The sequence below is a fragment of the Streptomyces sp. NPDC014991 genome (genome assembly GCF_043080665.1).
Lineage (GTDB): Bacteria > Actinomycetota > Actinomycetes > Streptomycetales > Streptomycetaceae > Streptomyces.
The window spans coordinates 400,479-423,153 of record NZ_JBIBVY010000003.1 but is presented as its reverse complement, the minus strand read 5'-3'; the positions used below and the strand labels follow the sequence as shown (position 1 = coordinate 423,153).

The window sequence follows — 22,675 nt, the reverse complement described above, 5'->3', positions numbered from 1 at the left end:
TTTCGTTCGGATCGGGCCGGATCAGGGAGCGGGTCCTGGTGCCGTGCATCGCAAGGCGGAGGAGGGCGCCATGGCGGAGCCATGGCAACCGACGACAACGCGGCGAGGCGCGGTGCCAGGACCCGCGAGCCCGGCATGATCCGAACGAGAGGGCCTAGCGGTCGAGGAACGGCGACGGAACCTTCGGCCGGGTCGGCAGGGGACGGTCGGCGGTGGCGGGCGGGGGTGCGGGGGACGGCACGGTGCGGGCCGGCGCGCAGCGGGGGCCGGGCGGAGCGGGGTCGGGGCCGCGGGCGGGAGTGGGGGCCGTTCGCGTCAGCGTGGCGGGTGAGCGGTCCGCCGCGTGGGCGGCCAGGGACCGTACGACGGCGCGCAACCGCCCGCCGCGGCCGTGCAGGAGCCCGAGGACGATCGCTCCGCCCACCGCGACCAGGTGTTCGCGGCCGGCCAGGTTGGGCACGGCGACGGACTCCCACACCATCGAGCCGCCGGTCATCGTGAACACCACCGGCGCGCGCCGGACCACCGCGAGATAGGTGAACAGGCCCACGACGGCCGCGGAGGGGCCGGTGTCGAGGACGTGCCCGGCCGCGGGGGGCAGTCCGAACCCCCACCAGCCGGGGCCCAGCGCGATCATCAGGCGGGCGGTGAGGGTGCCGGCCAGGGTGGTGGCGTAGGCGATCGCCAGGGTGCGGGCCCGGCCGAGGGTCAGTTCGGCCCAGGCGAAGGCGAGGAACAGCTGGGTGATGCCCGCCCACACCGGCAGATCGAGGGCGGGGACGTACAGCGATATGGGGGTGCGCAGCAGGGACAGCCACAGCGGCAGGTCGGCCTCGACGCCGCCGAGCCGCCGCACCCACACCGCTCCGGTGGGGTGCTGGGCTATGTCGTGGAAGAAGACGACGCCGAACGCGGCGACGAACGCCAGCAGCAGCCCGGACAGTCCGCGCCGGGCGAGCTGCCGCACGGGGTCGACGACGATGGCCTGCCACTCGCCCCGCAGCGTGCGCCCGGTGACCCGGGCGAGCCGCACGAGCCGCGAGCGGGACCGTCCGGCGTGCGGTTCAGTGGTCATGAGGCACGGCAGCCCATCGCCTTCGCTTCCCCCGTCATCTCCATCGCCCCTTTCACCTCGCTCCCGGTGGTCCGGCGGGGCGAGGGGGGTTTGTCCGTCCTGCGTCCGTTTCAGGCGCCATCGTACAGATGTACGGATCTCCCCTGGCCGACCCGCCCCTGTCCCCCTACCCCCGTCACCCCGGGGGTCGGCCGATGACAGTTCAGCGAGCGGCGAAGCGGGCGTCAAGAACCGCCGGACGGGCCCGTACGGGTGGCCGGAACACGTCCGAACCGTCCTGTGCACGGTGAACACACCTCCGTGACCGTCAAGTTCCTGGAACAGACAGGGAACCTTTCTGTTTCGATCACGAATTCTCGTATAGTGACCGCCAGTTCACCACTGGTGGCACCACTCACCAGCCGCGCACCTCCCGACCGCACGTCTCCCAGACCCACTGCCCGCATCTGCCGCGAGGACCAGGCCGGACCGATGACCGCGCCCACCCATCCCGGCGAACGACCTTCCCTCCGCACGTTCGTCACCGCCCTCGCCGTGACGGGGGTGCTGTCGGCGCTCGTGGTCTGTACGGCCGTGGCGGTGGCTCCCGGCTCGGTGCGCGCCCCGCTCGCCTGGGGCGCCGGCACGGCTGCGGTCGTGCTCAGCGCGGCGGTGGCCACGGCCGCGCACGCCCTGCGGACCGCGCGGGACGCCCGGCGCAGGCTGGAGGGCGCCACCCAGGACATCGGGCGACTGCTCCAGCAGCAGGCCCGCGCGACCGAGGAGGCCCGCCAGGAACAGCAGCGCCTCATCGACGAACTCGCGCGGCAGCGGACCGAGTTCACCGAGTCGTTCGCGGCCGAACGCGCACGCCGGGAGGAGGAGACCGCGCGGGAGCTGAACCGGCTCGGACAGGAGAACGCCCGGCTGTCGGGGGAGTTGGACCGTGCCCGCCGGGAGCGGGCCGCCGCGGTCTCCGCGACCTCCAACGCCGCCGCCCGGATGCAGGCCCTCGCCACGGCCACGCTCGCCGACCTGCGGGCGATGGAGGAACGGCACACCGACGAGGACGTAATCGCCGACCTGCTCCAGCTCGATCACCGCACCGCACAGGCCGGCCGGCTCGCCGACTCCATCGCCGTCCTCACCGGCGCCCGGTCGGGCCGCCGGTGGGCGCGGCCGATCGGCATGGAGTCCATCCTGCGCGGCGCGATGGGCCGGATCGCCGGGTACCGGCGGGTGCGGGTGCACTCGGTCAGCGAGGCCGCCGTCGCCGGGCATGCCGCCGAGGGGGTGATGCACGCCCTCGCCGAACTCCTCGACAACGCCGCGAACTTCTCGCCGCCCAACGCGGAGGTCCACGTCTACGTGGAGGAGGTGCCGGCCGGCGCGATCGTCTCCGTGGAGGACAGCGGGCTGGTGATGGGCGAGGTGCAGCTGCGCCGCGCCGAGCGGGCGGTCTCCGGTGACGTCTCGGAGCTGGGCGGTCTGACCGGCACCCGGCTGGGGCTGGCCGTGGTCGGCCGGCTGGCCCGCAAGCACGGCCTGAAGGTGTCGTTCCGGCCGTCGGCGCGGGGTGGCACGGGCGTGCTGCTGCTCATCCCCCAGGACATCCTCACCGGCCCCGCCCCGGCCACACCGGTCGTCCCGGTCCCACGCCAGGAGACCGGCGCGCCCGTGCGGGCGCAGGCGCCGGCCGCCGTGGACGCCCCGCCGGTCCACGAGTCCCCCGCGCCGCCGCGGGAGGGCCCGGCCGGGCTGCCCAGGCGGCGCCGGGGCCGTACGCTCGCCAAGGCGGAACGCGCCCGGACGGCGCACGGCACCGCCGGAGCCCGCACCGCACCGGGCGCGGACGAGGGCAGGACCCGCGCCGCCCGCTTCAGCAGCTTCCGCCAGGCGGTACGGCCGTCCGCACCCGGCACCAGCCGGCCCGGCCCCGCACCGGCCACCTCCGCACCCGCGCCCCAGGGCCCGGCACAGGACGACGGCACCGCGGACCGGCCCCAGGACCACCACGCCTCCGGCTCCGCGCCGGCCGACCACGCACCACCGCCGGCGCAGGACCACCACGCCTCCGGCTCCGCGCACTCGGTGGCGTCGGACGACCGGGCCGCCGTACCCCCTCAGCGTCCCGTGCCCGGCGCCCGTCCGGCCGGCGATTGCCCGCAGGGCACCGCCGACCCCGGCTCCCCCACCACCTCCGCCCATCCACACGAACACCCGCACCCGCACGAGCACCAGCACCAGCACCAGCACCCGGAAGGCGACTCCACCTCATGACCGGCCCGACCACCGCCGACGACAAGCTCACCTGGCTCCTGGAAGGCCTGCTGGAGAGGACCCCGGGTGCCCGGCACGCGCTCGTGCTGTCCCGGGACGGGCTGAAGCTGTGCCGGACGCCGGAGCTGAGCGTCGACCAGGCCGACCAGCTCGCGGCGATCGCGGCCGGCATCCAGTCGCTGTCGCACGGCGCGTCCGTGGAGTTCGGCGACGGGAGCGGGGGCGTGCGCTCCGCGATGGCGGAGTTCTACGGCGGTGTGCTGTTCATCGTGGAGGCGGGCACGGGCGCCCATCTGGCCGTGATCGCCGCGGAGGACGCGGACGCCGGCGTCGTCGGCCACAACATGAGCGAACTGGTCGAGCAGCTCGGCGCCTACCTGACCGCTCCGCCCCGTACCTCATGAGCCGTCCGGGCATGAACCGGCCGGGCCGGGACGACGCCCCCGACCGGCTGTACACCCTCACCCAGGGGCGCAGCGGGACCGGCCCCGACACCCCCTTCGACCTGGTCACCCTCGTGGTCGCCGAGTCGGAGCCGGTCGCCGGCATGCAGTCGGAGCACGTGGCGATCCTGAAGCTGACCCGGTCCCCCACCTCGGTCGTGGAGATCGCCGCCGAGCTGCGGCTGCCCGTGAGCATCACCCGGGTGCTGCTGTGCGACCTGCTCGCGGCGGGCCGCGTCAGCGCACGTCATCCGCACCGGCCGGCCATAACCGACCCCGACATCCTGGAGCAGGTGCTCGTTGGACTCCGCAACCTCTGACGCCCGCACCCCGTTGGGTGCCTCCGCCGACCAGGGTTTCAAGATCGTGGTCGTGGGCGGGTTCGGCGTCGGCAAGACCACGCTGGTCCGCTCGGTCAGCGAGATCCGTCCCCTCACCACGGAGGAGACGATGACCCAGGCCGGTGAGACGGTGGACGACATCCGCCAGGTGCGCGGCAAGTCCGCCACCACGGTCGCCTTCGACTTCGGCCGGATCACCCTGGACGCGCGCAACGTGCTGTACCTGTTCGGCGCGCCCGGCCAGGAACGGTTCTGGTTCCTGTGGGACCGGCTGTTCTCCGGCACGCTCGGCGCGGTCGTGCTGGTGGACACCCGCCGCATCGACGACTCCTGGTACGCGATCGACCGGCTGGAGCACCACGGCACGCCGTTCATCGTGGCCTGCAACGACTTCGGCGGTCCGGTCCGCGCCGGTGCGGACGTCCGCGAGGCCCTCGACCTGGATCCACAGGTGCCGCTCCTCGACTGCGACGCCCGTTCCCGGGAGTCGGGCAAGCAGGTGCTGATCACGCTGGTGCAGCACGTGAAGAACCGGTACGCCGACCCGTCCGCGCGGGCGGGCCTGCCCCGACAGGAGTTCGTGTGACCACCCCCGACGCCGTCCCGCTCAGCGGACCCCGGTTCCAGACCGAACCCGCCCGTCTCTACCGGGAGATGCGGCGCGATCACGGCTCCGTCGTACCGGTGCTGCTCGACGGTGACGTACCGGCCTGGCTGGTCCTCGGCTACCGGGAACTGCACCAGGTGACCGGTGATCCGGCGCTGTTCAGCCGGGACTCCGACCTGTGGAACCAGTGGGAGGACATCCCCGAGGACTGGCCGCTGCTGCCGATGATCGGCCGCAGGCAGCCCTCGATCCTCTACACCGTCGGTGAACGGCACCGGCAGCGCGCGGCGATGGTCGGCAACGCGCTGGAGGCGGTCGACCCGTCCGAACTGCGGGGGCACGCCGAGCGTTTCGCGGACGAGCTGATCGACGCGCTGTGCGCCGAGGGCGAGGCCGATCTGATCGCGCAGTACGCGATGCTGCTGCCGGTACGGGTCCTGGCCCGGCTGTACGGCTTCCCCGACGAGGACGGCCCGGGGCTGGTCACCGCCCTGAACGACATGATCGACGGACGGGAGCGGGCCCTGGCCGGTCAGGCCCATCTGGCCTCCTCCATGGGCCGGTTGCTCGCGGAGAGGACGAAGGAGCCCGCCGACGACGTGGTCTCCCGGATGCTCGCCGACGACGGTGGGTTCAGCGACGACGAGATCATGCAGGACCTGATGGTGATGATGGCGGCCGGCCACCAGCCGACCGCCGACTGGATCGGCAACTCGCTGCGGCTGATGCTCACCGACGACCGGTTCGCCGCCTCGCTGTTCGGCGGGCGGCACAGCGTCGCCGAGGCGATGAACGAGGTGCTGTGGGAGGACACGCCCACCCAGAACGTGGCGGGCCGGTGGGCCGCCCGGGACACACACCTCGGCGGCCGGCGCGTCCGGGCCGGCGACCTGCTGCTGCTCGGTCTCCAGGGCGCCAACTCCGATCCGCAGGTGCGCACCGACACCTCCGCACTGACCGGCGGCAACAACGCGCACTTCTCCTTCGGCCACGGTGAGCACCGCTGTCCGTTCCCCGCGCAGGAGATCGCCGAGGTGATCGCGCGGACCGGCATCGAGGTGGTCCTGGACCGGCTGCCGGACATCGACCTCGCGGTGCCCGCCGAGTCCCTCACCCGCCGGCCCTCGCCCTGGCTCGGGGGTCTGACGCGGCTGCCCGTCCGGTTCACCCCCGTACCCGCTCTGTGATCCCGCGCCGCCTCGGCCGGCCCGCTGTTCCGCCGGGGGTCCGGGGATCGCCACCGGGACAGGCGCAGTACCCCGACCCCGCCCTGGGAGGCACGTCACGATGACGACCGGTACCGAAGCACCCCGTATCGCCCTCGATCCCTTCGTCACCGACCTGGACGCCGAGAGCGCGGCGCTGCGTGCGGCCGGCCCGCTCGCCGCCGTCGAACTGCCCGGCGGCGTCCCCGTGTGGGCCGTCACCCGCCACGCCGAGGCGAAGGCGCTGCTCACCGATCCGCGGCTGGTGAAGGACATCGACGTGTGGGGTGCCTGGCAGCGGGGCGAGATTCCCGCGGACTGGCCGCTGATCGGCCTGGCCAACCCCGGCCGCTCCATGCTCACGGTGGACGGCGCCGACCACCGCCGGCTGCGCACCCTGGTCGCGCAGGCGCTCACCCCGCGCCGGGTGGAGCGGATGCGCCGGCGGATCGAGAAGCTGACCCAGGACCTGCTGGACGCGCTGCCCACGGACGGCTCGACCGTCGACCTGAAGGCGGCGTTCGCCTATCCGCTGCCCATGTACGTCATCGCCGACCTCATGGGCATCGACGAGGCGCGGCTGCCCCGGCTGAAGGTGCTGTTCGAGAGGTTCTTCTCCACGCAGACCCCGCCGCAGGAGGTCGTGGCGACCCTCACCGAGCTGGCGGGGATCATGGCGGAGACGGTGGCGGCGAAGCGGGCCCAGCCGGGCGACGACCTGACCAGCGCGCTGATCCTCGCCGCGCAGGACGGCGACCGCCTCACCGACGAGGAGATCGTCTCCACGCTCCAGCTGATGGTGGCGGCGGGCCACGAGACGACCATCTCGCTGATCGTCAACGCCGTCGTGGGCCTCTCCACCCACCCCGAGCAGCGGGCCCTGGTGCTCTCCGGTGAGGCCGACTGGCCGGCGGTGATCGAGGAGACCCTGCGATACGCGACCCCGACCTCCCACGTCCTGATCCGGTTCGCGACCGAGGACGTACCGGTCGGCGACCGGGTGATCCCGGCCGGGGACGCGCTCATCGTGTCGTACGGCGCGATCGGCCGCGACGAGCGGGCGCACGGCCCGACCGCCGGGGAGTTCGACATCACCCGTGAGCCGTCGACCCGTCACATCTCCTTCGGGCACGGCCCGCACGTGTGCCCGGGTGCCGCGCTGTCCCGCCTGGAGGCGGGGGTCGCCCTGCCGGCCCTGTACGCCCGCTTCCCCGGCCTGGACCTGGCGGTCCCCGCCACGGAGCTGCGCAACAAGCCGGTCGTCACGCAGAACGACCTGTTCGAGCTGCCCGTGCGGCTCAACCCCCGGCCCGGCACGGAGCGGGCTTGACTTCGAGCGGACTCCAGCTCGTAGCGTCGCGGACAGCCGGTACGGGAGAGGCGTTAGCACCCGGTGTCCCACACGGGATGCCGGCTGCCGGAATCCGTCGCTAGATGGAGGAAGGCAGGCCCTCGTGCCGTGCGGAAACGACCATCGAGTGTGCAGGAAGGGATCTCCCATGCAGAAGCGCAGGCTAGGGGACCTCCAGGTATCGGCCATCGGGCTCGGGTGCATGGGGATGTCCGCCTTCTACGGCTCCGCCGACCGGGAGGAGGGGATCGCGACCATCCGGCGGGCCCTCGACCTCGGTGTCGACTTCCTCGACACCGCGCAGATGTACGGTCCGCTCACCAACGAGTCGCTCGTCGGCGAGGCGGTCAGGGGGCATCGCGACGACTACGTGATCGCCACGAAGTTCAACTACCGGATGGACGACGCCGTCCCCGGCGACATGAGCACGGTCGGCCGGCAGGACGGCTCGGCCGAGCACGTCCGCAGCTCGGTCCACGGCTCGCTCCAGCGGCTCGGCACCGACCACATCGACCTGTACTACCAGCACCGGGTCGACCCGAACGTGCCCATCGAGGAGACGGCCGGCGCGCTGGGCGAGCTGGTCGCCGAGGGCAAGGTGCGGTACATCGGGCTGAGCGAGGCGAGCGCGGAGACCATCCGGCGCGCCCACGCCGTGCACCCGGTCACCGCGGTGCAGAGCGAGTACTCGCTGTGGTCGCGGGACGTGGAGGCCGAGGTGCTGCCGGCCTGCCGTGAGCTGGGCATCGGCTTCGTGCCGTACTCGCCGCTGGGCCGCGGCTTCCTCGCCGGCCGCTTCTCCTCGCCGGAGGAGCTGGACGAGAACGACTTCCGCCGCACCAACCCGCGCTTCACGGACACCAATCTGGAGGCGAACCTGCGGCTGGCGGCGAAGGTGAAGGAGATCGCCGCGGAGAAGGGCGTGACCCCGGCCCAGCTGGCCATCGCCTGGGTGCTGGCCCAGGGCGAGGACCTGGTGCCGATCCCGGGCACCAAGCGGCGTACCTACCTGGAGCAGAACGCCGCCGCGGCCGGCATCGAGCTGACGAAGGAGGACCTGTCCCGCATCGACGCCGAACTGCCGGAGGCGGCCGGCGAGCGGTACGACGAGGCGGGGATGCGGACGGTCAACCGCTGACCCGGCGGGTGCGGGGCGCCGCGGGGTGCGTGGAGCCGCCCGGCTGCCGGCCGGCTGACGGAGTGGGCCGGGGCGCGCGGCGCCCTGGTCGCCGGCGGATTCTGATCGTCGCCGGTTCTGCCGGCGTGGCCTGCTGGTGCGCCGACGCGGCGAACCGGTGCCGGTGACGCCGGCTGTGCGGGACGGCGGCGTGACCGGCCGGGAGTCGCTGGGCACGGCGGGCACGGCGGGCACGGCGGTCCTGATCGGCCACGGCCCGGGGCGCGCCGGGCGGCCGTACGGGTGCACGCCGGACGGCCGGACGTGTGCGGGGCCAGGGTCACGCCGGGCGGCCGTACCGGTGTCAGCCCCGCGTCACGCCTGCCGGCCGGGCAGGTGGTACACATGGAAGGCCTGGCCGATGACCGGCTGGGCGACATTGCGCACGCGCACTCCGCCGCTGGTCATCCCGTGCTCGGTGCCGGCGTGGGCGTGGCCGTGCACGGCGAGGTCGGCGCCGCCGGTGTCGATGGCCTCCGCGAGCAGGTAGCTGCCGAGGAACGGATAGATCTCCAGCGGCTCCCCGGCGAGGGTGTCCGGTACGGGCGAGAAGTGGGTCAGCGCGATGCGTACGTCGCAGTCCTGCTGCTCCAGGTCCTTCAGTGCGTCGTGCAGACCGTCGGCGCACCGGCGGGTGTAACGGACGAACTCCTTCATCAGGGGTTCACCGAACTCCCCGGCGCAGCGCCCGACGAAGCCGCCGCCGAAGCCCTTGGTCCCGGCGACCCCGATCCTCGCGCCGTCGGCGCCGACGACGGTGGCCTGCCCCTCCAGGACGTGCGCGCCCGCGTCCCGCAGGATCGCGCTGACCTCCTCGGGCCGCTCGTCGTGGTGGTCGTGGTTGCCGAGTACGGCGACGACGGGCACCCCGAGGTCCTTGATCTCCCGGGCGACGACGGCGGCCTCCTCCGGTGTGCCGTGCCTGGTGAGGTCGCCGGCGAGCAGCAGGACGTCGGCGCACTCCGGCAGCGTCTCGAAGGAGGGTCGCAGGGCGCCCTGGCTCTCGGAACCCATGTGGATGTCCCCGACGGCCGCGACGCGGATCATGTCAGGTCCTCTCCGTGGTCGGGCGAGGTGGTGCCGGCGACGAGCAGGTCGCAGTGGACCGGGTGCCCCGCCAGTTCCTCGCGGGCCAGCTGAAGGATCTCGTCCCGGCACTGGGTGGACGGCACGGTGCCCGTCAGCAGGACGGCGTCGCCGCGCATCTCGAGCCGGACGCCGAGTTCCCCGAGGTTTCCGGAGGCCAGGTGTTCGGCGAGATGGGCGACGCGGTAGTCCAGGTTCCCCGCCGTCGGCGGGGGCGGGCTGGTCTCGGTCATGGCTGCCCCTCCTGGGCGTCGATCACGTTCAGCCGTTCGAGGAGGAAGAGGAACGCGGCTGCCATGGGCTGGTCGCCGCAGGCCGCGCGGACCTCATCCCAGTCGACCTTCTCGCGGACGGCGCGGGCCACCGGCAGTACCGACCCGAAGTCGCAGTAGTGCTCCGAGAAGGCGCTGATCAGACTGCGGATCAGGTCGGTCGGGGACAGCACGGGCATGAGTACCGAGTCGACCGGCAGCACATGGGCCCGGTCGAGCATCTCCCGTGTGACGGGCCGGTGGGCCAGCGAGAAGATGATGTCGACGTTCTGCCCGTGACAGGTGGTCTTCAGCAGCCAGTCCTCCGGCGGGGTGAGCACGGCGAGGCCGGCCTCCCGGATGCTGGCGGCCACCGCGTCGGCGTCGTCGGGCAGCACGCAGAAGTCGGCGTCGTGCTGGAGGTAGCGGCTGCCGCCGTGGGCGTAGACGGCCACGCTCCCGGCCAGCGCGAAGGGGTGGCCCGCCCGTTTGAGGAGGGCGCCGATCTGCTTGGCGGCCTCCAGGATCGCCTGGCTGCGGTCGTGCGGCAGGTCCGCCGGCTCCGGCGCGGGCGCGGCCTGCTGGTCCGGTCCGTCCACGGCAAGCCGGAGTCCGGAGGCCTCCGGTCGCCGGACGGGCACGGCTTCCTCCCCGTTGTGCGTCATGACCTCTCCGTTCGGCGCCTCTCGCCCCGGGCCGGCCTGATCGGTTCCGGGGGTCGTACGGGTACCCGGCGCGCCGGCACCGACACGGCACCGCCGGAAGGTTCAGCCCTCCGCCGCGAGCACCGGGGTCTCCGCGGCGAGGAACTGCCCGAGGAAGAGGTGACCGGTGTCCGCCCGGTCCGCTCGCCCGGTGGCGGGTGGCCGCCCGAACGGCCCGGGAGCACGCTGGTAGGCATGGCATCCCGGCTCGGGCGCGCGGGTCCGCGGCGACCGTGGCAGTCGGTCCACGCACTGCTGCTGCTCCCGGTCGCGCTCATCGTGGTGATCACGCTGGTGGACATGCGGGCCCCCGACGACGTACACCTCGGGCCCGCGCTGGTGATCGCGCCCGCGCTCACCCCTTCCTTCGCCGGGCCCCGGACCACCGCCGGCATCGGGGCGCTCGCGGTGGCCGCCCAGATCGTCATCGGCATCACCCACGGCGGGCTCGGCACCACGAACCACATCGTGCAGATCATCACCCTCACGATCCTCGTGGTGCTCACGGTTCTCTACAGCGCCCTGCGCGAGCGGCGGCAGGCCCAGCTGGCCCAGGTCCGCACGGTCGCCGAGGCCGCGCAGCACGTCCTGATGTGGCCGCTGCCCGAGCAGATCGGCCCGCTGCGGATCGCCTCGCTGTACCTGGCCGCGGAGGACGAGGCACAGATCGGCGGAGACCTGTACGCGACGACCCGGTCCGGCGGCGCGGTCCGCGTCCTGATCGGTGACGTCCGCGGCAAGGGCCTGTCCGCCATCGGGGAAGCGGCCCTGCTGCTCGGTGCCTTCCGGGAGAGCGCCCACCGGCACCTCCCGCTGGCCGAACTGGCCGGCGCCCTGGACCAGAGCGTCACCCGCTACGCGGCCGAGCTCGACCCTCCGGACGAGGCCGGCGAACGGTTCGCCACCGCACTGCTCGTGGAGATCCCGGACCGGGACCCGGTGACCCGGATGACCAGCTGCGGCCACCCGCCGCCGCTGCTGCTGAGCCCCGGTCACGTCGTCACGGTCCCGGGCCTGCACCCGTCGCCGCCGCTCGGGGTGCACGCCGGTGACGAGTACACGCTGGACGTCTTCTCCTTCGAGCCGGGCGACACCCTGTTGCTGTACACCGACGGGGTCGTGGAGGCGCGGGACGACCGTGGCCGGTTCTATCCCCTCGCCGACCGGGTCGCGCGCTGGACCGATGTCAGCCCCGAGGCACTGATGCACCATCTGCGGCGTGATCTGCTCGCCCATGCCGGCGGGCGCCTCGGTGACGACGCCGCGCTCATCGCCCTGCACCGCACGCCCGTCGAACGCCGCCGGCCCCACGGCCACGGCGGCGGCACGGCCCGGCACGGCTGAGGGCCCGCGTTCAACTCCCCTTGCGCCGGCGTTCGTCCCGAGGGGGTGGTCCGCCCGCCCCGGTGTTGCGAGAATCCGCGGCGCGCGCTTCGCCCCGTGACCGACGGCGGACACCGTGTGTGCGTCCCGACCGCAGTGAGGTTCCCGATGCCCTTACGACGCCTGCCCGTACGACGCCTGCCCGTAGGGCGTCTGCTCGCCGGTCTGGCCCTCGTGCCGGCGCTGCTGTCCCCGGTGGCCGCGCGGGCCCTGCCGGGCGATCCTTTGGCGGGGCGCTTCGACCTCCAGGCTCACCGTGGCGGCCTCGGTCTGACGACCGAGGAGTCCCTGGAGGGCTTCGGCAAGGCGATGCGGCTGGGCGTGTCCACCCTGGAGCTGGACACCCAGGTGACCCGGGACCTGAGGGTCGTGGTCGATCACGACCGGCAGGTCAGCGGCGTCAAGTGCCGGGACACCGGCCCGATCGCGCCCGGCGACCCGATGTACCCGTACGTCGGCAAGTACGTCAAGGACCTGACGCTGGCCCAGGTCCGCACGCTGGACTGCGGCTACCGGCAGTTGCCGGGCTTCCCCGGGCAGGAGGTCGTCAAGGGCTTCCGGATGGTGGAGCTGAGGGACGTCCTCGACCTGGTGAAGCGCTACCACGCACGGCAGGTCACGCTGAACATCGAGACCAAGGTGGAGGCCGGCGCACCCGAACAGACCGCGCCGCGCGAGGTGTTCGTCCGCAGCGTGTACGAGGAGATCCACCGCTCGGGCATCGAGCGTCAGGCCACCGTCCAGTCCTTCGACTGGGGCGCGCTGCGGGTGATGCACCGGCTGGCGCCGAGGTGGCCGCTGGTGGCGCTGACCAATCACGACTTCCTGGAGGTCGGCGAACCGGGCGCGTCCCCGTGGCTGGGCGGGATCGACGCGGACGACTACGGCGGGGACTTCGTCCGGGCGGCGGCGACCCTTCCCGGCGTCACGACCCTGTCGCCCAACTACGGCTTCCCGCAGACCGGAAAGGTCGGCGACCCAGGATTCCGGTTCTACACCGACGCGGCGATGGTCACGGGGGCGCACGCCCGCGGACTGAAGGTGGTCCCGTGGACCTGTGACGACCCGGCGACGGTGATGGCGCTGATGGACCTGGGGGTCGACGGCATCATCACCGACTACCCGGACCGGGTCCGGCAGATCATGGCCGCTCGTGGCATGCCGCTGCCGCGGCCCTTCTTCCCGCACGGTCGCGGCTGACCCGGTGCGGTGGGCGTGGAGCCCGCCCCGAATGGGGCGGGGCGGGGCCGCACGCCCGGTGCCGCCGGTCAGCCGACCGGCTTCAGGCCGGTGATCTTCAGGGTCTTCAGGTCCGACTGGACGTCGATCCGGCTGACCGTGGGGTGCGCCCCGCCACTCCAGGTGAGGGTGACCCGGCTGGTGGCGTGGCCGGCGCCCGAACCGGTGTAGGCCACCTTCCACTTCAGCGGCACGTTCTGCGCGAACAGGATGCCGTCGGCGTGCTCCTTCTTCTCGTAGGCGGCGACCGCCTTCTTGGCCGCGGCGGAGAGGTGGAAACCGCGCAGGGCCTTCGCGCTCGCGGTGGCCGTGGGGTCGTCGGTGGCCCAGACGGCGTCGATGTAGGCGCCGTAGAAGTCGGCCACGTGCTGGGTGGCGCTGCGCGGGTCGCCCTGTACGGACGACACGGCGGCGGCACGGGCGGTGTGGCCGGCGCTCGCCCCCGCGAGTGCGGGCGTCACAGCGGCCAGGGTGAGGCCGGCGGTGAGCGCCACGGCGGTGAGGAGGGTCTTACGGCTGCGGATGGACATGTGTCTCTTTCCCCCGGATTCTTCGCGACCGGATCGATCCCGGCCGTCGACGGACCTTAAGACCTCTTTTCCCGCCGTCCGGTTCCGCCGCTCACCCGTCGGTTTCGGTCATCTCCCGCGGCCCCACCGGCCCGCCGGAGGGCGACCGCGACCGCGCCGGGGACGGTCGGCGCGGCGGCAGACAGGGCGGCGGTCGGCGCGGCGGCGGCAGACAGGGCGGCGGTCGGCGCGTGCCGGGTGACGCGGGTGGCGTGCGGGGGGGCTCACGGTGTCGGCCGGGCGCCCGCCCGGCCCGTCGTGCGGGCGGAGCGGGGCCGGGGTCCGGGAGGTGGGTCGGACCCCGGCCCCGGGTCTGTCACGGCTTGCGGGCTACCGCGCCGTACATCGCGATGTCCTCGTCCCGGATGCCCTTCTCGCCGGTGCCGTCGGGGTGCCACTTGTGCACCTGGACGATGCCCGGTTCGACCAGTTCCAGGCCCTCGAAGAACGCCTGTGCCTCTTCGAGGGTGCGCAGCCGCATCGGCATGTTGCGGGCCGCGTACTCGCGGGCGACGCGGCCCACCTCCTCGGGCGCGAACTCGGCGGTGCCGATGGACATCGCCAGGTAACTGCCGGACGGCAGCGGCTCCAGCAGCCGGCGGACGACACCGACCGCGTCGTCCTCGTCCAGCATGAAGTGGACGATCGCGATGACGGTGAGGGCGACCGGCCTGCTCAGGTCCAGGGTCTCGCGCAGCTCGGGGGCGTCCAGGATGGCCGACGGGTCACGGAAGTCGGCCTCGATGTACGAGGTCCGGCCCTCCGGGGCGCTCACGAGCAGGCCCTGGGAGAGGGTGAGGACGATCGGGTCGTTGTCGGCGTACACGACCCGGGACCCGGGGGCCACGGCCTGGGCGATCTCGTGCAGGTTGGGCGAGGTGGGGATGCCGGTGCCGACGTCCAGGAACTGGCGCACGCCCGCCTCCTCGGCGAGCCAGCGCACGGCACGGGTCATGAAGTCGCGGTTGGCACGCATGTGCACCGGGAGCGCGGGCCACTCCCGGGACATGGCGTCACCGGCCTCCTGGTCGGCGGGGTAGTAGTCCTTGCCGCCGAGTATGTAGTCGTAGATCCGGGCCGAGTGGGCGTTCTCGGTGTCGATCCGGTCGGCAGGCCATCCGTTGTCGGGCAACGCCGTGTCTCCCATTCGGTCGGTGGATCTGCGGGGGGCGGGGAATCTCGTCACGGGTCGGATCACAGTTCCTTGCGCAGCGCGCCGAGCAGGGCCTCGGTCGTCCGCGGGGGCGCGGCCTGTGCGCCCAGCCGGTCCAGGGCCTCCCGGTACACCACTACGTCCTCGGCCTTGTCGAGGTAGGTCGCCCCGACGAGTCCGCTGAGGTAGGCGACGTCGGGCAGTTCGCGGGCCCGGAAGCGGAACAGGTGGAAGGCACCGGCCCGCAGCGCGGGATGGTGTCCGTTGCGGAACGGCATGAGCTGCACGGTGACCTGGGGCAGCCGGCTGACCTCGATGAGGTGGTCGATCTGCGCGCGCATCACCTCGGGGCCGCCGACCGGCCAGCGCAGCACGGTCTCGTCCATCACCACCCACAGCCGCGGTGGTGCCGGCCGGGCGAGCAGCTCCTGGCGGCGCATGCGCAGCGCGACCCGGTGTTCGGTGGCCTCGGCGGACGCGTGCGGGTTGGCCGCGGCGAGCAGGGCGCGCGCGTAGTCCCGGGTCTGGAGCAGGTCGTGCACGAACTGGTTCTCGTACACACGGATCTGGTGGGCCGCCTGTTCCAGGCTCAGGTAGGCGGCGAACCAGTCGGGCATGACATCGCGGTAGGTGTGCCACCAGCCGCGCTTGTTGGCCTCGCGCACGGACTGGAGGAAGGTGTCGATCTCCTCCTGGTCGGTGACCCCGTAGACCTGGAGGAGCTTCTCGGCGTCCGCCAGCCGCAGCCGGGCCACCTTCGCCGCCTCCATGCGGCGGATCGTGGAGTGGCTCACCCCGATCGCCGCCCCCGCCTCGGCGTAGCCGAGTCCGGCCCGGGTACGCAGTTCCTCCAGCTGTCGGCCGAGAATCATGCGCAGCACGGAAGGGGCGCCGCCCCAGTCGGTCTCCGCGGTCACGCCCACCCCCTCGTCGGTGCCCGGATCACTGTCGTCCGTGATCGGTCTTCCTGCCCATTCGATCACGTTCTGACGGATGCAGCATGCACTTGGCCACTTGCAAATTTCAACTTGCTGGTTGCGGGGTGTCGTTGGCAGGTGCCAGAGTGGCCCCACCCCTCCGGTCGACCAAGGAGCGGGCGGCGCGGCCGGCTTGGGGGAGACGGGCCGCACCACGGCCTTCAGGGAGGCGGTGTGCCGCCCACCGCTCCGTGGCCGGGCCGACGGTGACACACCCCCGGCAAGCGAGGCCACGAAAGGCGCACGGCGATGGCTCCGCCCTCCCTCCCCCGACCGTCCGACGACCGCGGACCGGGCCGGCTTCCCTGGCATCAGGCGCCGTTGCTCCTGTCCGCGGCACCGCCCGAGCACCGGGCGGCGGACACCGAGGCACCCCCCTGCCGGATACCGGACGGCGGGCAGTCCCTGTGCCGGCTGCCCGCCCCGGCCGGCATCCCCGGCCCCGGGGGCGAGCGCCCCGGTCGACTCCCCGGGCCCGACGGCCCCGACCGGCTCGCCTCCGGGGCCCCCCTCCCCGCCACCGCCGCCTGCGATCCGCAGGCACCGGCCCACCGCGGCACCGCCGCCTTCGATCTGCCGGCCGTGCCGGCGGCCGTGGGCACCGCCCGCCACGTCGTACGGGACCTGCTGACCGCCTGGGGCGTGCCGGAGGACGCCCGGGACGACGTGGTCCTGGTGGTCTCCGAGCTGGTCACGAACGCCCTCGTACACGCGGCCGGTGAGTGGATCGGCTGCCGGCTGCTCGCCGCGGCGGACCGGGTACGGATCGAGGTCGAGGACCAGGCCGGCGGCCCGGCCCTGCCGGCGGTCCGCCGTCCCGGTCCCGACGACCCGCACGGGCGCGGCCTCCTCCTGGTCGGCACGCTGAGCCACGACTGGGGAGTGACGGCGGTCCCCGGCCGGCGCGCCCGCGTCGTCTGGGCGGACCTGCCGTCCGGCCGCGCCTGACCCCCACACCCCCCACACACGCCCGCGGACCGTCCCCACTCGTCCGAAGGACCCCGATGCACCACACCGCCCCCATCCCCGCCCCCGTCCCGGCCGCCGACCCGTCCTGGACCCGCACCCGCCCGAGGCCCGGCTCCCAGGAACAGCCCGGCTGAGCCACGCCCCGCTCCGCACAGACACCGCCACCGCCACCGCCACCGCCTGCGGCCCGCAACACACCCCACCAGCACGGCATCCCTCCCCCGACCCGCTAGATTCACCGCCGGTGCGGATCGTCCGCACCCGCGGCGGCGCGTGGCCCGTACGGGGTCCGGTTCCGCCGTGTGTGCCGTCGCACCGGGGGTTCCATGGTCTGGTCGCTGTTCCGCCGGGGCCCGGCCACCCGCGGACTGCCCGTGCCGGGACGGTGCGCGCCCGGCCGGCACGTCCTGGCCACCGAGCGCCTGCTGCTGTTCACGCCCCGGACCCGGCTGGACGTGGTCGCGGCACTCGCCGCGAGCGCGGACGCCGAGGCGCAGCGGTGGCTCGGCACCCAGGCGGACGAGGTGGTACCCGGCCCCGACACCCGCCGGGCCCTGCTGGCGTGGCGGCCGGCCGGGGACGACGGCCGCCGGATCCCCCGCGGCCTGGCCGAGCCGTACGCACCCGGCCCGGACGACCCCCTTCTGCTGGTGTGCGTGCGCAGGTCCGACCTCAGTTACGCCGGTGCGCTCGAACTGGAGCACCGGACGGGCGAGATGGGCGGCTGGCTGGCGCCGGGCTGCCGCGGCCAGGGGCTGGGGGCGGAGCTGTTCCGCGCGGGCGCCGAACTGGCCCACAGTCATGTCGGGCTGGCCACGGTACGGGCCGGGGCGGAGACCGGGAACACCGCGAGCCGCCGCGCCCTGGCCCGCGCCGGCTTCGTCCCGGACGAGGGCCCGCCCCGCCACACGCTCCCGGACGGCCGCGTGATCACCAGCGTCTGGCACCGACACGACACACCGACGGCCGCCCGCTGCCACTGACCACGGGCCGGCCCGGGTCCGCGCGAAGCGGCCGGGACGGACGGGCCGTCCCGGCGCCGGCCGAGGACGGGCAAGCCCGTCGGCCAGCGTGGACGGGGGCGGCCCCACCGGTCGGGGACGGGCGGACCGCCCCACCGACCGGAACCAAAGCGAACGGCTCCCACCCGGCCCAGACGCACGGACAGCCCCGCCGACCGGCACGGGCCGGCATCGAAGCCGCGCGCAGCGGCCGGGACGGACGGGCGGTCCCGGCGCCGGCGCGGAAGCGGGCGGCCTCATCCGGCCGGCATGGAAGGGGACGGCCCGAATCCGGCCGGGACGGGCGGACGGTCCCGTTGGCCGGAACGGCCCCGCTCTGGCCGTAGCGCCTGGCTGTCGAAGCAGACCTACGCTGCGAAATGCCGCCCCGCGAAGGGAATCCCGTGGCCGACGCCCCCAACGCCAGGCCGGCTCACACCCCGCCGCCTCCCGCCGCACCGGCAGCGCAACCCGCCCCGCACACCGGCCCGGTGTCCCTTGACGCGCCCACCGCTCCCGCCCTCGCCGAACTGGTGCTCCGGCCGCTCGGGTTCGAGCACCTGGCCGGCGTTCTGGATCTCGGTCACCTTGTGTACGACACCGATGCCATGCCCTACACCGGCTGGCCGCTGTCGGCCGTCGCGCGGCATCTGGACTCGGCGGACCCAGCTGTCTGGTGCTGCTCGACGGTGACCGGGCCGCCGGGGCGCCGACTGGGGCTACCCGGAGTGGATCGCCGTCGACCCCGGGCACCAGCGGGTGGCCTACCGGCTGGTGAAGGGTGCTGTGCGCTGCTGGCCGTGGCCGGCGCGGCGTGCGTGGTCACGGACGTCGAGCGCCGTAACACCGCCTCCGCCGTGCTGATGCGGCGTAACGGTTTCACGGAGGAGGCCACCCACAGCCTCTTCGTACGGCCGCTCACCGACGCGCCCGGTGCGGAGGGGCCCCTGCACGGCGAGGCCGCCGGGCAGGGCGAGGAGGACGCGCAGCGGCCGTCCGGCCTTGAACGAGTCGTGGGTGACGTGCCGGTGGAAGCGGAGGTTGATGCCCAGTCCGCTGACCATGTGCGCCGCTGGGGCAGGACCGGCCGCCGGTCGCCGGCAGCGGGGAGTCGGAGATCTCCGGTGACATGGCGACCTTTCTCGGCCGGGGCGGCGGCCTGGGCCCTCTCGTTCGGATCATGCCGGGCTCGCGGGTCCTGGTGCCGCGCCTCGCCGCGTTGTCGTCGGTTGCCATGGCGCCGCCACGGCGCCCTCCTCCGCCTTGCGATGCACGGCACCAGGACCCGCTCCCTGATCCGGCCCGATCCGAACGAAAGACCCTAGCCGACGGCGATGAAGGCGAGGACGGCGTTCTGGCCGCCGAAGCCGAAGGAGTTGCTGACGGCGGCTCGTATGCGGTGCGCACGGGGTGCCTTGGCGACGACGTCCAGGTCCAGCGACGGGTCGAGGGTGTCCAGGTTGGCGGTGGGCGGGATCAGCTGGTGGCGCAGGGTGAGGACGGTGCAGGCCGCCTCGATGGCTCCGGCCCCGCCGATGGCGTGCCCGATGGTGCCCTTGACGGCGGTGACGGGCGGGGGCCGGTGGAAGACCCGGTGCAGCGCGTTGTGCTCGGCTGCGTCGCCCTGCGGGGTGGCGGTGCCGTGCGCGTTGACGTGGTCGATGTCCTCGGGGGCCAGGCCGGCATCGGCGAGGGCGCCGCTCACGGCGCGCGCGGCGCCCTCGCCGTCGGGGTGGGGGGCGATGAAGTGGTGGGCGTCGCAGGAGGCTCCGAACCCGGCGAGCAGCGCCGTGGGCCGTACGCCCCGGGCGCGGGCGTCCTCGGTGCGTTCCAGGACGAGGACGGCTGCACCCTCGCCGAGGACGAAGCCGTCACGGTCGCGCTCGAAGGGGCGGGAGGCGGCGTGCGGGGCGGCGGAGCGGCGCGAGAGGGCGCGCATCTGGGCGAAGCAGGCGGCGGTCATCCGCAGCCGGGCCGACTCGCTGCCGCCGGCGAGGACGACGTCGCACCGGCCGGACAGCAGCCAGTCCCGGGCGAGGCCGATCGCGCTGGTGCCGGAGGCGCAGGCGGTGCTGACGACCATGTTGGGGCCGAGCGCGCCGAGGTCCAGGGCGATCTCGGCGGCGGCCATGTTGGGCACGCTGCGGGGCAGCGCGAGCGGGGAGACGCGCTGGGGGGTGTGGTCGGCGAGCCGGTCGAACTCGGCCTGCCAGCCCTGCATGGACCCGGTGCCGACTCCCATCACCACGCCGACGCGGGCCCCGTCCCAGCCGTCCGGGCCGAGCCGGGCGTCGGCGACGGCTTCGCGGGCGGCGAGCAGCGCGAAGGTCGTGAACCGGTCGAGCCGGCGGGCGAGCCGGTGCCCGAGCAGGCCGGCCGCGTCCAGGCCGGGCACCTGGCAGGAGAAGGCCACGGGCAGCCCGTCCAGTCCGGGGTCGGCCGCGGCGGTGGACTGCCCGGCGCACAGGCCCGTCCAGGCCGCGTCCTTGCCGATGCCCGCCGGGGTGACGAGGCCCAGCCCGGTGACCGCGACCGGGGCCCGTCGTACGCCTGCTCTGACCTGCTGCATGAGGCGTGATTATCCGTGCGGCGAAGGGCTGTTGCGGGCCACGGCAACTCGATCGGCCCAGCATCGGGGCCGCTACCACCCGGATGCGCGAATCGGGTCGGGCCGGTCGACGCGGGCGCGGGTCGCTGCAGGTTCAGTGCCGCCGGGCGGGTTACCGGCCCTTCCCGCCGGGTGCGCCGGCCCTGCCGGCCCTTCCGTCCAGGGCGTGGACCGCGCCGGCCCAGGCGCGGGCGAGCGCGGTCTCCAGGTCGTCCAGGGGCCGGTCGGACGTGTCCAGCCGGACGGGAGGGCCGATGTGCACGTGGACGCGGGGGCGGCGCACGGGGGCGGTCGCCCAGCCCGCGAGCTGTTTGGCGCGGCCGCCGGAGGCGACGCGGCGGGCGCCCGCGAGCCCGACGGGGATGACGGGGGCGCCGGTGGACAGGGCGAGCCGGACGACACCGGACTTCAGCCGTCCGGGCGGGCGGTCGTGCGCGGCACGCTAGCGGGGCAGGCCGCCCTCGGGGTGGATCAGCACGCCGCGGCCCGCGGTGAGGGCGTCGGCGGCGTGCCGCAGGGCGTCCGGGGCGCGGCGGCCGCCCCGGTGCACCGGCACGTAGCCCTCCCGGGTGAGGGCCGGGCCCAGCAGCGGGATCCGCCGCAGTCCGGCGGTGGCCAGAACGGCGGGGTGCGGGCCGAGCCGGTGCAGGGTGCCGATGAGGAGAACCGGGTCGAAGAAGGAGGTGTGGTTGGCGGCGAGGACGTAGCCGGTGCCGGGCGGCTGCGCCAGGTGGCCGGCGCCGCTCACGGTCGTGTCGCTGAAGACGGGCACCAGGGCCCCGGCCCATGCGGACAGCATCGGGCGCTCCTCTCCGCCGTAGGGCCCCTGGGACGATCATGACGGGGGTGGCGCCGGCGTGCGCGCCGCGCTGCCCCGAATGCCTGTCCGGGGTGCGGTGGCCGCCGGCCGGTGGCTGAATGGCCGCCATGGACTTTCTCGCCGCGTACGACGCGATCGCGGAGGACGACGTTCCGCAGCGGGTGGCCCTGCTGCGGGAGGCCATGGCGACCGGCAAGGCGGCCCTCTTCGCCGAGCTGCGGGCGCACCGGCCGGTGTTCAGCACGCCCGTCGGCGTGTTCGTCACCCGGCACCCCGACGTCCTGGAGGTGCTGTCGGCGCCCGGTACCTTCACCGTGGGGGTGTTCGGACCGGCGCTGGAGGACGTGCTCGGAGCACCGTTCATCCTCGCCAGGGACGGCGGCGACGTGCACTGGCGCGAGCGCGGGTACGGGCAGGTGATGCTGGCCGCCGAGGACGCGCCGCGGGTACGGGAGCTGACCGCGCGGATCGCCGACGCGGTGCTGGACGAGGCGACCGCCGGTGACGCGGACACCTTCGACCTCGTCCAGGACTACGCACGCGTGGCCGCCGCCCGGGTCGCCGCCGCCTATCTGGGCTTCGCCGGCATCGACGAGGAGACGCTGCACTCCTGCACCCGCCGGATGCAGTGGGCGTTCGCCGTGAACCCCGGCCGCGACCCGGAGGTCCACGCGTCCGGTGTGGCCGCCGGCCGCGAACTGCACGACCACGTCGCCGAGTTGATCAAGCGCCGCCGGGCCGAGGACCCCGGGGAGGGCGCCGACGACGTCCTCGGCCGGATGCTGCGCACCCGGCTGCCCGCCGAGTACGGCTTCGACGACGAGCGGGTCAACGCCAACCTCGTCGGCTATCTGTCGGGCTTCCAGCAGAACGCCACCCAGTGCACCGCCACCGCGCTGAAGGAACTCGCCGTGCGTCCCGGCGTGCTGGCCGAGGCGGAGCGGGCGGCGGGCGCGGGCGATGCGGCCCGCTTCGACGCCTATGTGTGGGAGGCACTGCGCTTCCACCCGTTCGTGCCGGTCACACCCCGGTTGTGTGTGCGCGGGCACGTGCTGGCCGCGGGCACGCCTCGGCAGACGGTGATCCCCGCCAAGAGCGTGGTGCTGGCCTGTTTCGCGTCGGCGATGTTCGACGAGGAGGTCGTGGACGCGCCTGCCGAGTTCCGGCCCGGACGCCCGCCCGCGCACAACCTGGTCCTCGGTCACGGCGCCCACGACTGCGTCGGCCGGTACGCGGCGCAGGTGATCGTGCCGGAACTGGTACGGCGCGTGCTGCTGCGCCCCGGTGTCCGCCCGCTGCCCGGCGGTGAGCGCGCCCTGGACTACGCGGGCACCCCGTTCCCGCAGCACTACCGGGTGCGGTCCGGGCGCACCGCCGTGAGCCAGGACCTGGCACCGGGACACGGCACCACGGCCTGACACCGGGACACGGCACCACGAACAGCCGACCGGACCCGC

At 74.1% G+C, this 22,675-nt stretch carries 22 protein-coding genes and 1 pseudogene; 12 read left to right on the top strand and 11 right to left on the bottom strand.

The genetic code is table 11. The features are described 5' to 3' along the window. Positions 1-154: 154 nt before the first annotated feature. A complete protein-coding gene (locus tag ACF1BE_RS08245; RefSeq protein WP_392198146.1) occupies positions 155-1,075 on the bottom strand; it encodes a hypothetical protein in 921 nt (306 codons plus the stop codon). A gap of 471 nt (positions 1,076-1,546) precedes the next feature. On the opposite strand from ACF1BE_RS08245, the gene ACF1BE_RS08240 reads away from it, so the two are divergent. The 7 genes from ACF1BE_RS08240 (at position 1,547) to ACF1BE_RS08210 (ending at position 8,419) form a co-directional block, all read left to right on the top strand. Then, positions 1,547-3,334: an ATP-binding protein gene (locus ACF1BE_RS08240; RefSeq protein ID WP_392198145.1), complete on the top strand. Its 1,788-nt coding sequence runs from the start codon at positions 1,547-1,549 to the stop codon at positions 3,332-3,334. Beyond that, a complete protein-coding gene (locus ACF1BE_RS08235; RefSeq protein ID WP_392198144.1) occupies positions 3,331-3,738 on the top strand; it encodes a roadblock/LC7 domain-containing protein in 408 nt (135 codons plus the stop codon). The genes ACF1BE_RS08240 and ACF1BE_RS08235 overlap by 4 nt, the downstream gene beginning before the upstream one ends. 11 nt (positions 3,739-3,749) lie before the next feature. Continuing rightward, on the top strand, positions 3,750-4,097 hold the full coding sequence (locus ACF1BE_RS08230; protein ID WP_356822701.1) for a DUF742 domain-containing protein: 348 nt from the start codon (positions 3,750-3,752) through the stop codon (positions 4,095-4,097). Further along, complete coding sequence (locus ACF1BE_RS08225; RefSeq protein ID WP_392198143.1) at positions 4,078-4,704, top strand: ATP/GTP-binding protein; 627 nt, start codon at positions 4,078-4,080, stop codon at positions 4,702-4,704. Before ACF1BE_RS08230 ends, ACF1BE_RS08225 begins: the two co-directional genes overlap by 20 nt. After that, complete coding sequence (locus ACF1BE_RS08220; RefSeq protein ID WP_392198142.1) at positions 4,701-5,912, top strand: cytochrome P450; 1,212 nt, start codon at positions 4,701-4,703, stop codon at positions 5,910-5,912. Before ACF1BE_RS08225 ends, ACF1BE_RS08220 begins: the two co-directional genes overlap by 4 nt. 100 nt (positions 5,913-6,012) lie before the next feature. Next, positions 6,013-7,260 (top strand): cytochrome P450, encoded by a 1,248-nt coding sequence (locus ACF1BE_RS08215; RefSeq protein WP_392198141.1) that lies wholly within the window; start codon positions 6,013-6,015, stop codon positions 7,258-7,260. Between the two features lie 169 nt (positions 7,261-7,429). Continuing rightward, entirely contained in the window at positions 7,430-8,419 is a 990-nt protein-coding gene (locus tag ACF1BE_RS08210) for an aldo/keto reductase (RefSeq protein WP_392198140.1), read from the top strand. A 354-nt stretch (positions 8,420-8,773) separates the two neighbouring features. Here the strand turns inward: ACF1BE_RS08210 and ACF1BE_RS08205 are convergent, their stop codons facing one another. Genes ACF1BE_RS08205 through ACF1BE_RS08195 form a run of 3 tightly spaced genes read right to left on the bottom strand, consistent with a single transcriptional unit; the run spans position 8,774 to position 10,460 of the window. Continuing rightward, positions 8,774-9,505 carry a metallophosphoesterase gene (locus tag ACF1BE_RS08205; protein WP_392198139.1) on the bottom strand — a complete coding sequence of 244 codons (732 nt, stop codon included), beginning with the start codon at positions 9,503-9,505 and terminating at the stop codon, positions 8,774-8,776. After that, on the bottom strand, positions 9,502-9,777 hold the full coding sequence (locus tag ACF1BE_RS08200) for a BON domain-containing protein (protein ID WP_356822724.1): 276 nt from the start codon (positions 9,775-9,777) through the stop codon (positions 9,502-9,504). Before ACF1BE_RS08200 ends, ACF1BE_RS08205 begins: the two co-directional genes overlap by 4 nt. Beyond that, positions 9,774-10,460 (bottom strand): hypothetical protein, encoded by a 687-nt coding sequence (locus ACF1BE_RS08195; protein WP_392198138.1) that lies wholly within the window; start codon positions 10,458-10,460, stop codon positions 9,774-9,776. Before ACF1BE_RS08195 ends, ACF1BE_RS08200 begins: the two co-directional genes overlap by 4 nt. A 234-nt stretch (positions 10,461-10,694) precedes the next feature. Between ACF1BE_RS08195 and ACF1BE_RS08190 the strand changes: the two genes are divergently transcribed. Beyond that, entirely contained in the window at positions 10,695-11,843 is a 1,149-nt protein-coding gene (locus tag ACF1BE_RS08190; RefSeq protein WP_392198137.1) for a PP2C family protein-serine/threonine phosphatase, read from the top strand. Between the two features lie 147 nt (positions 11,844-11,990). Beyond that, the gene (locus ACF1BE_RS08185) at positions 11,991-13,082 is read left to right on the top strand and encodes a glycerophosphodiester phosphodiesterase family protein (protein ID WP_392198136.1); all 1,092 of its coding nucleotides are present in this window, start codon (positions 11,991-11,993) and stop codon (positions 13,080-13,082) included. Between the two features lie 68 nt (positions 13,083-13,150). Here the strand turns inward: ACF1BE_RS08185 and ACF1BE_RS08180 are convergent, their stop codons facing one another. The 3 genes from ACF1BE_RS08180 to ACF1BE_RS08170 form a co-directional block, all read right to left on the bottom strand. Further along, positions 13,151-13,651, bottom strand: a complete 501-nt coding sequence (locus ACF1BE_RS08180) for a hypothetical protein (protein WP_392198135.1) — start codon at positions 13,649-13,651, stop codon at positions 13,151-13,153. Positions 13,652-14,006: 355 nt separating this feature from the next. Then, entirely contained in the window at positions 14,007-14,822 is an 816-nt protein-coding gene (locus tag ACF1BE_RS08175; RefSeq protein ID WP_392198134.1) for an SAM-dependent methyltransferase, read from the bottom strand. A gap of 62 nt (positions 14,823-14,884) precedes the next feature. Continuing rightward, on the bottom strand, positions 14,885-15,760 hold the full coding sequence (locus tag ACF1BE_RS08170) for a helix-turn-helix domain-containing protein (protein WP_392198133.1): 876 nt from the start codon (positions 15,758-15,760) through the stop codon (positions 14,885-14,887). Between the two features lie 309 nt (positions 15,761-16,069). On the opposite strand from ACF1BE_RS08170, the gene ACF1BE_RS08165 reads away from it, so the two are divergent. Together ACF1BE_RS08165 and ACF1BE_RS08160 are read left to right on the top strand one after the other, a co-directional pair. Further along, complete coding sequence (locus ACF1BE_RS08165; protein ID WP_392198132.1) at positions 16,070-16,768, top strand: ATP-binding protein; 699 nt, start codon at positions 16,070-16,072, stop codon at positions 16,766-16,768. A 347-nt stretch (positions 16,769-17,115) separates the two neighbouring features. Then, complete coding sequence (locus ACF1BE_RS08160; protein ID WP_392198131.1) at positions 17,116-17,772, top strand: GNAT family N-acetyltransferase; 657 nt, start codon at positions 17,116-17,118, stop codon at positions 17,770-17,772. A 956-nt stretch (positions 17,773-18,728) separates the two neighbouring features. Here the strand turns inward: ACF1BE_RS08160 and ACF1BE_RS08155 are convergent. The 4 genes and pseudogenes from ACF1BE_RS08155 to ACF1BE_RS08140 all read right to left on the bottom strand — a co-directional run. Continuing rightward, a pseudogene (locus ACF1BE_RS08155) lies at positions 18,729-18,839 on the bottom strand (acyl-CoA desaturase); the annotation flags it as partial. A 272-nt stretch (positions 18,840-19,111) separates the two neighbouring features. Then, on the bottom strand, positions 19,112-20,359 hold the full coding sequence (locus ACF1BE_RS08150) for a beta-ketoacyl-[acyl-carrier-protein] synthase family protein (RefSeq protein WP_392198130.1): 1,248 nt from the start codon (positions 20,357-20,359) through the stop codon (positions 19,112-19,114). 151 nt (positions 20,360-20,510) lie between these two features. Beyond that, complete coding sequence (locus ACF1BE_RS08145) at positions 20,511-20,681, bottom strand: hypothetical protein (RefSeq protein WP_392198129.1); 171 nt, start codon at positions 20,679-20,681, stop codon at positions 20,511-20,513. A gap of 159 nt (positions 20,682-20,840) precedes the next feature. Then, complete coding sequence (locus ACF1BE_RS08140; RefSeq protein ID WP_392198128.1) at positions 20,841-21,197, bottom strand: lysophospholipid acyltransferase family protein; 357 nt, start codon at positions 21,195-21,197, stop codon at positions 20,841-20,843. A 128-nt stretch (positions 21,198-21,325) separates the two neighbouring features. Between ACF1BE_RS08140 and ACF1BE_RS08135 the strand changes: the two genes are divergently transcribed. Next, entirely contained in the window at positions 21,326-22,636 is a 1,311-nt protein-coding gene (locus ACF1BE_RS08135) for a cytochrome P450 (RefSeq protein WP_392198127.1), read from the top strand. The last annotated feature ends 39 nt before the right edge of the window (positions 22,637-22,675 follow it).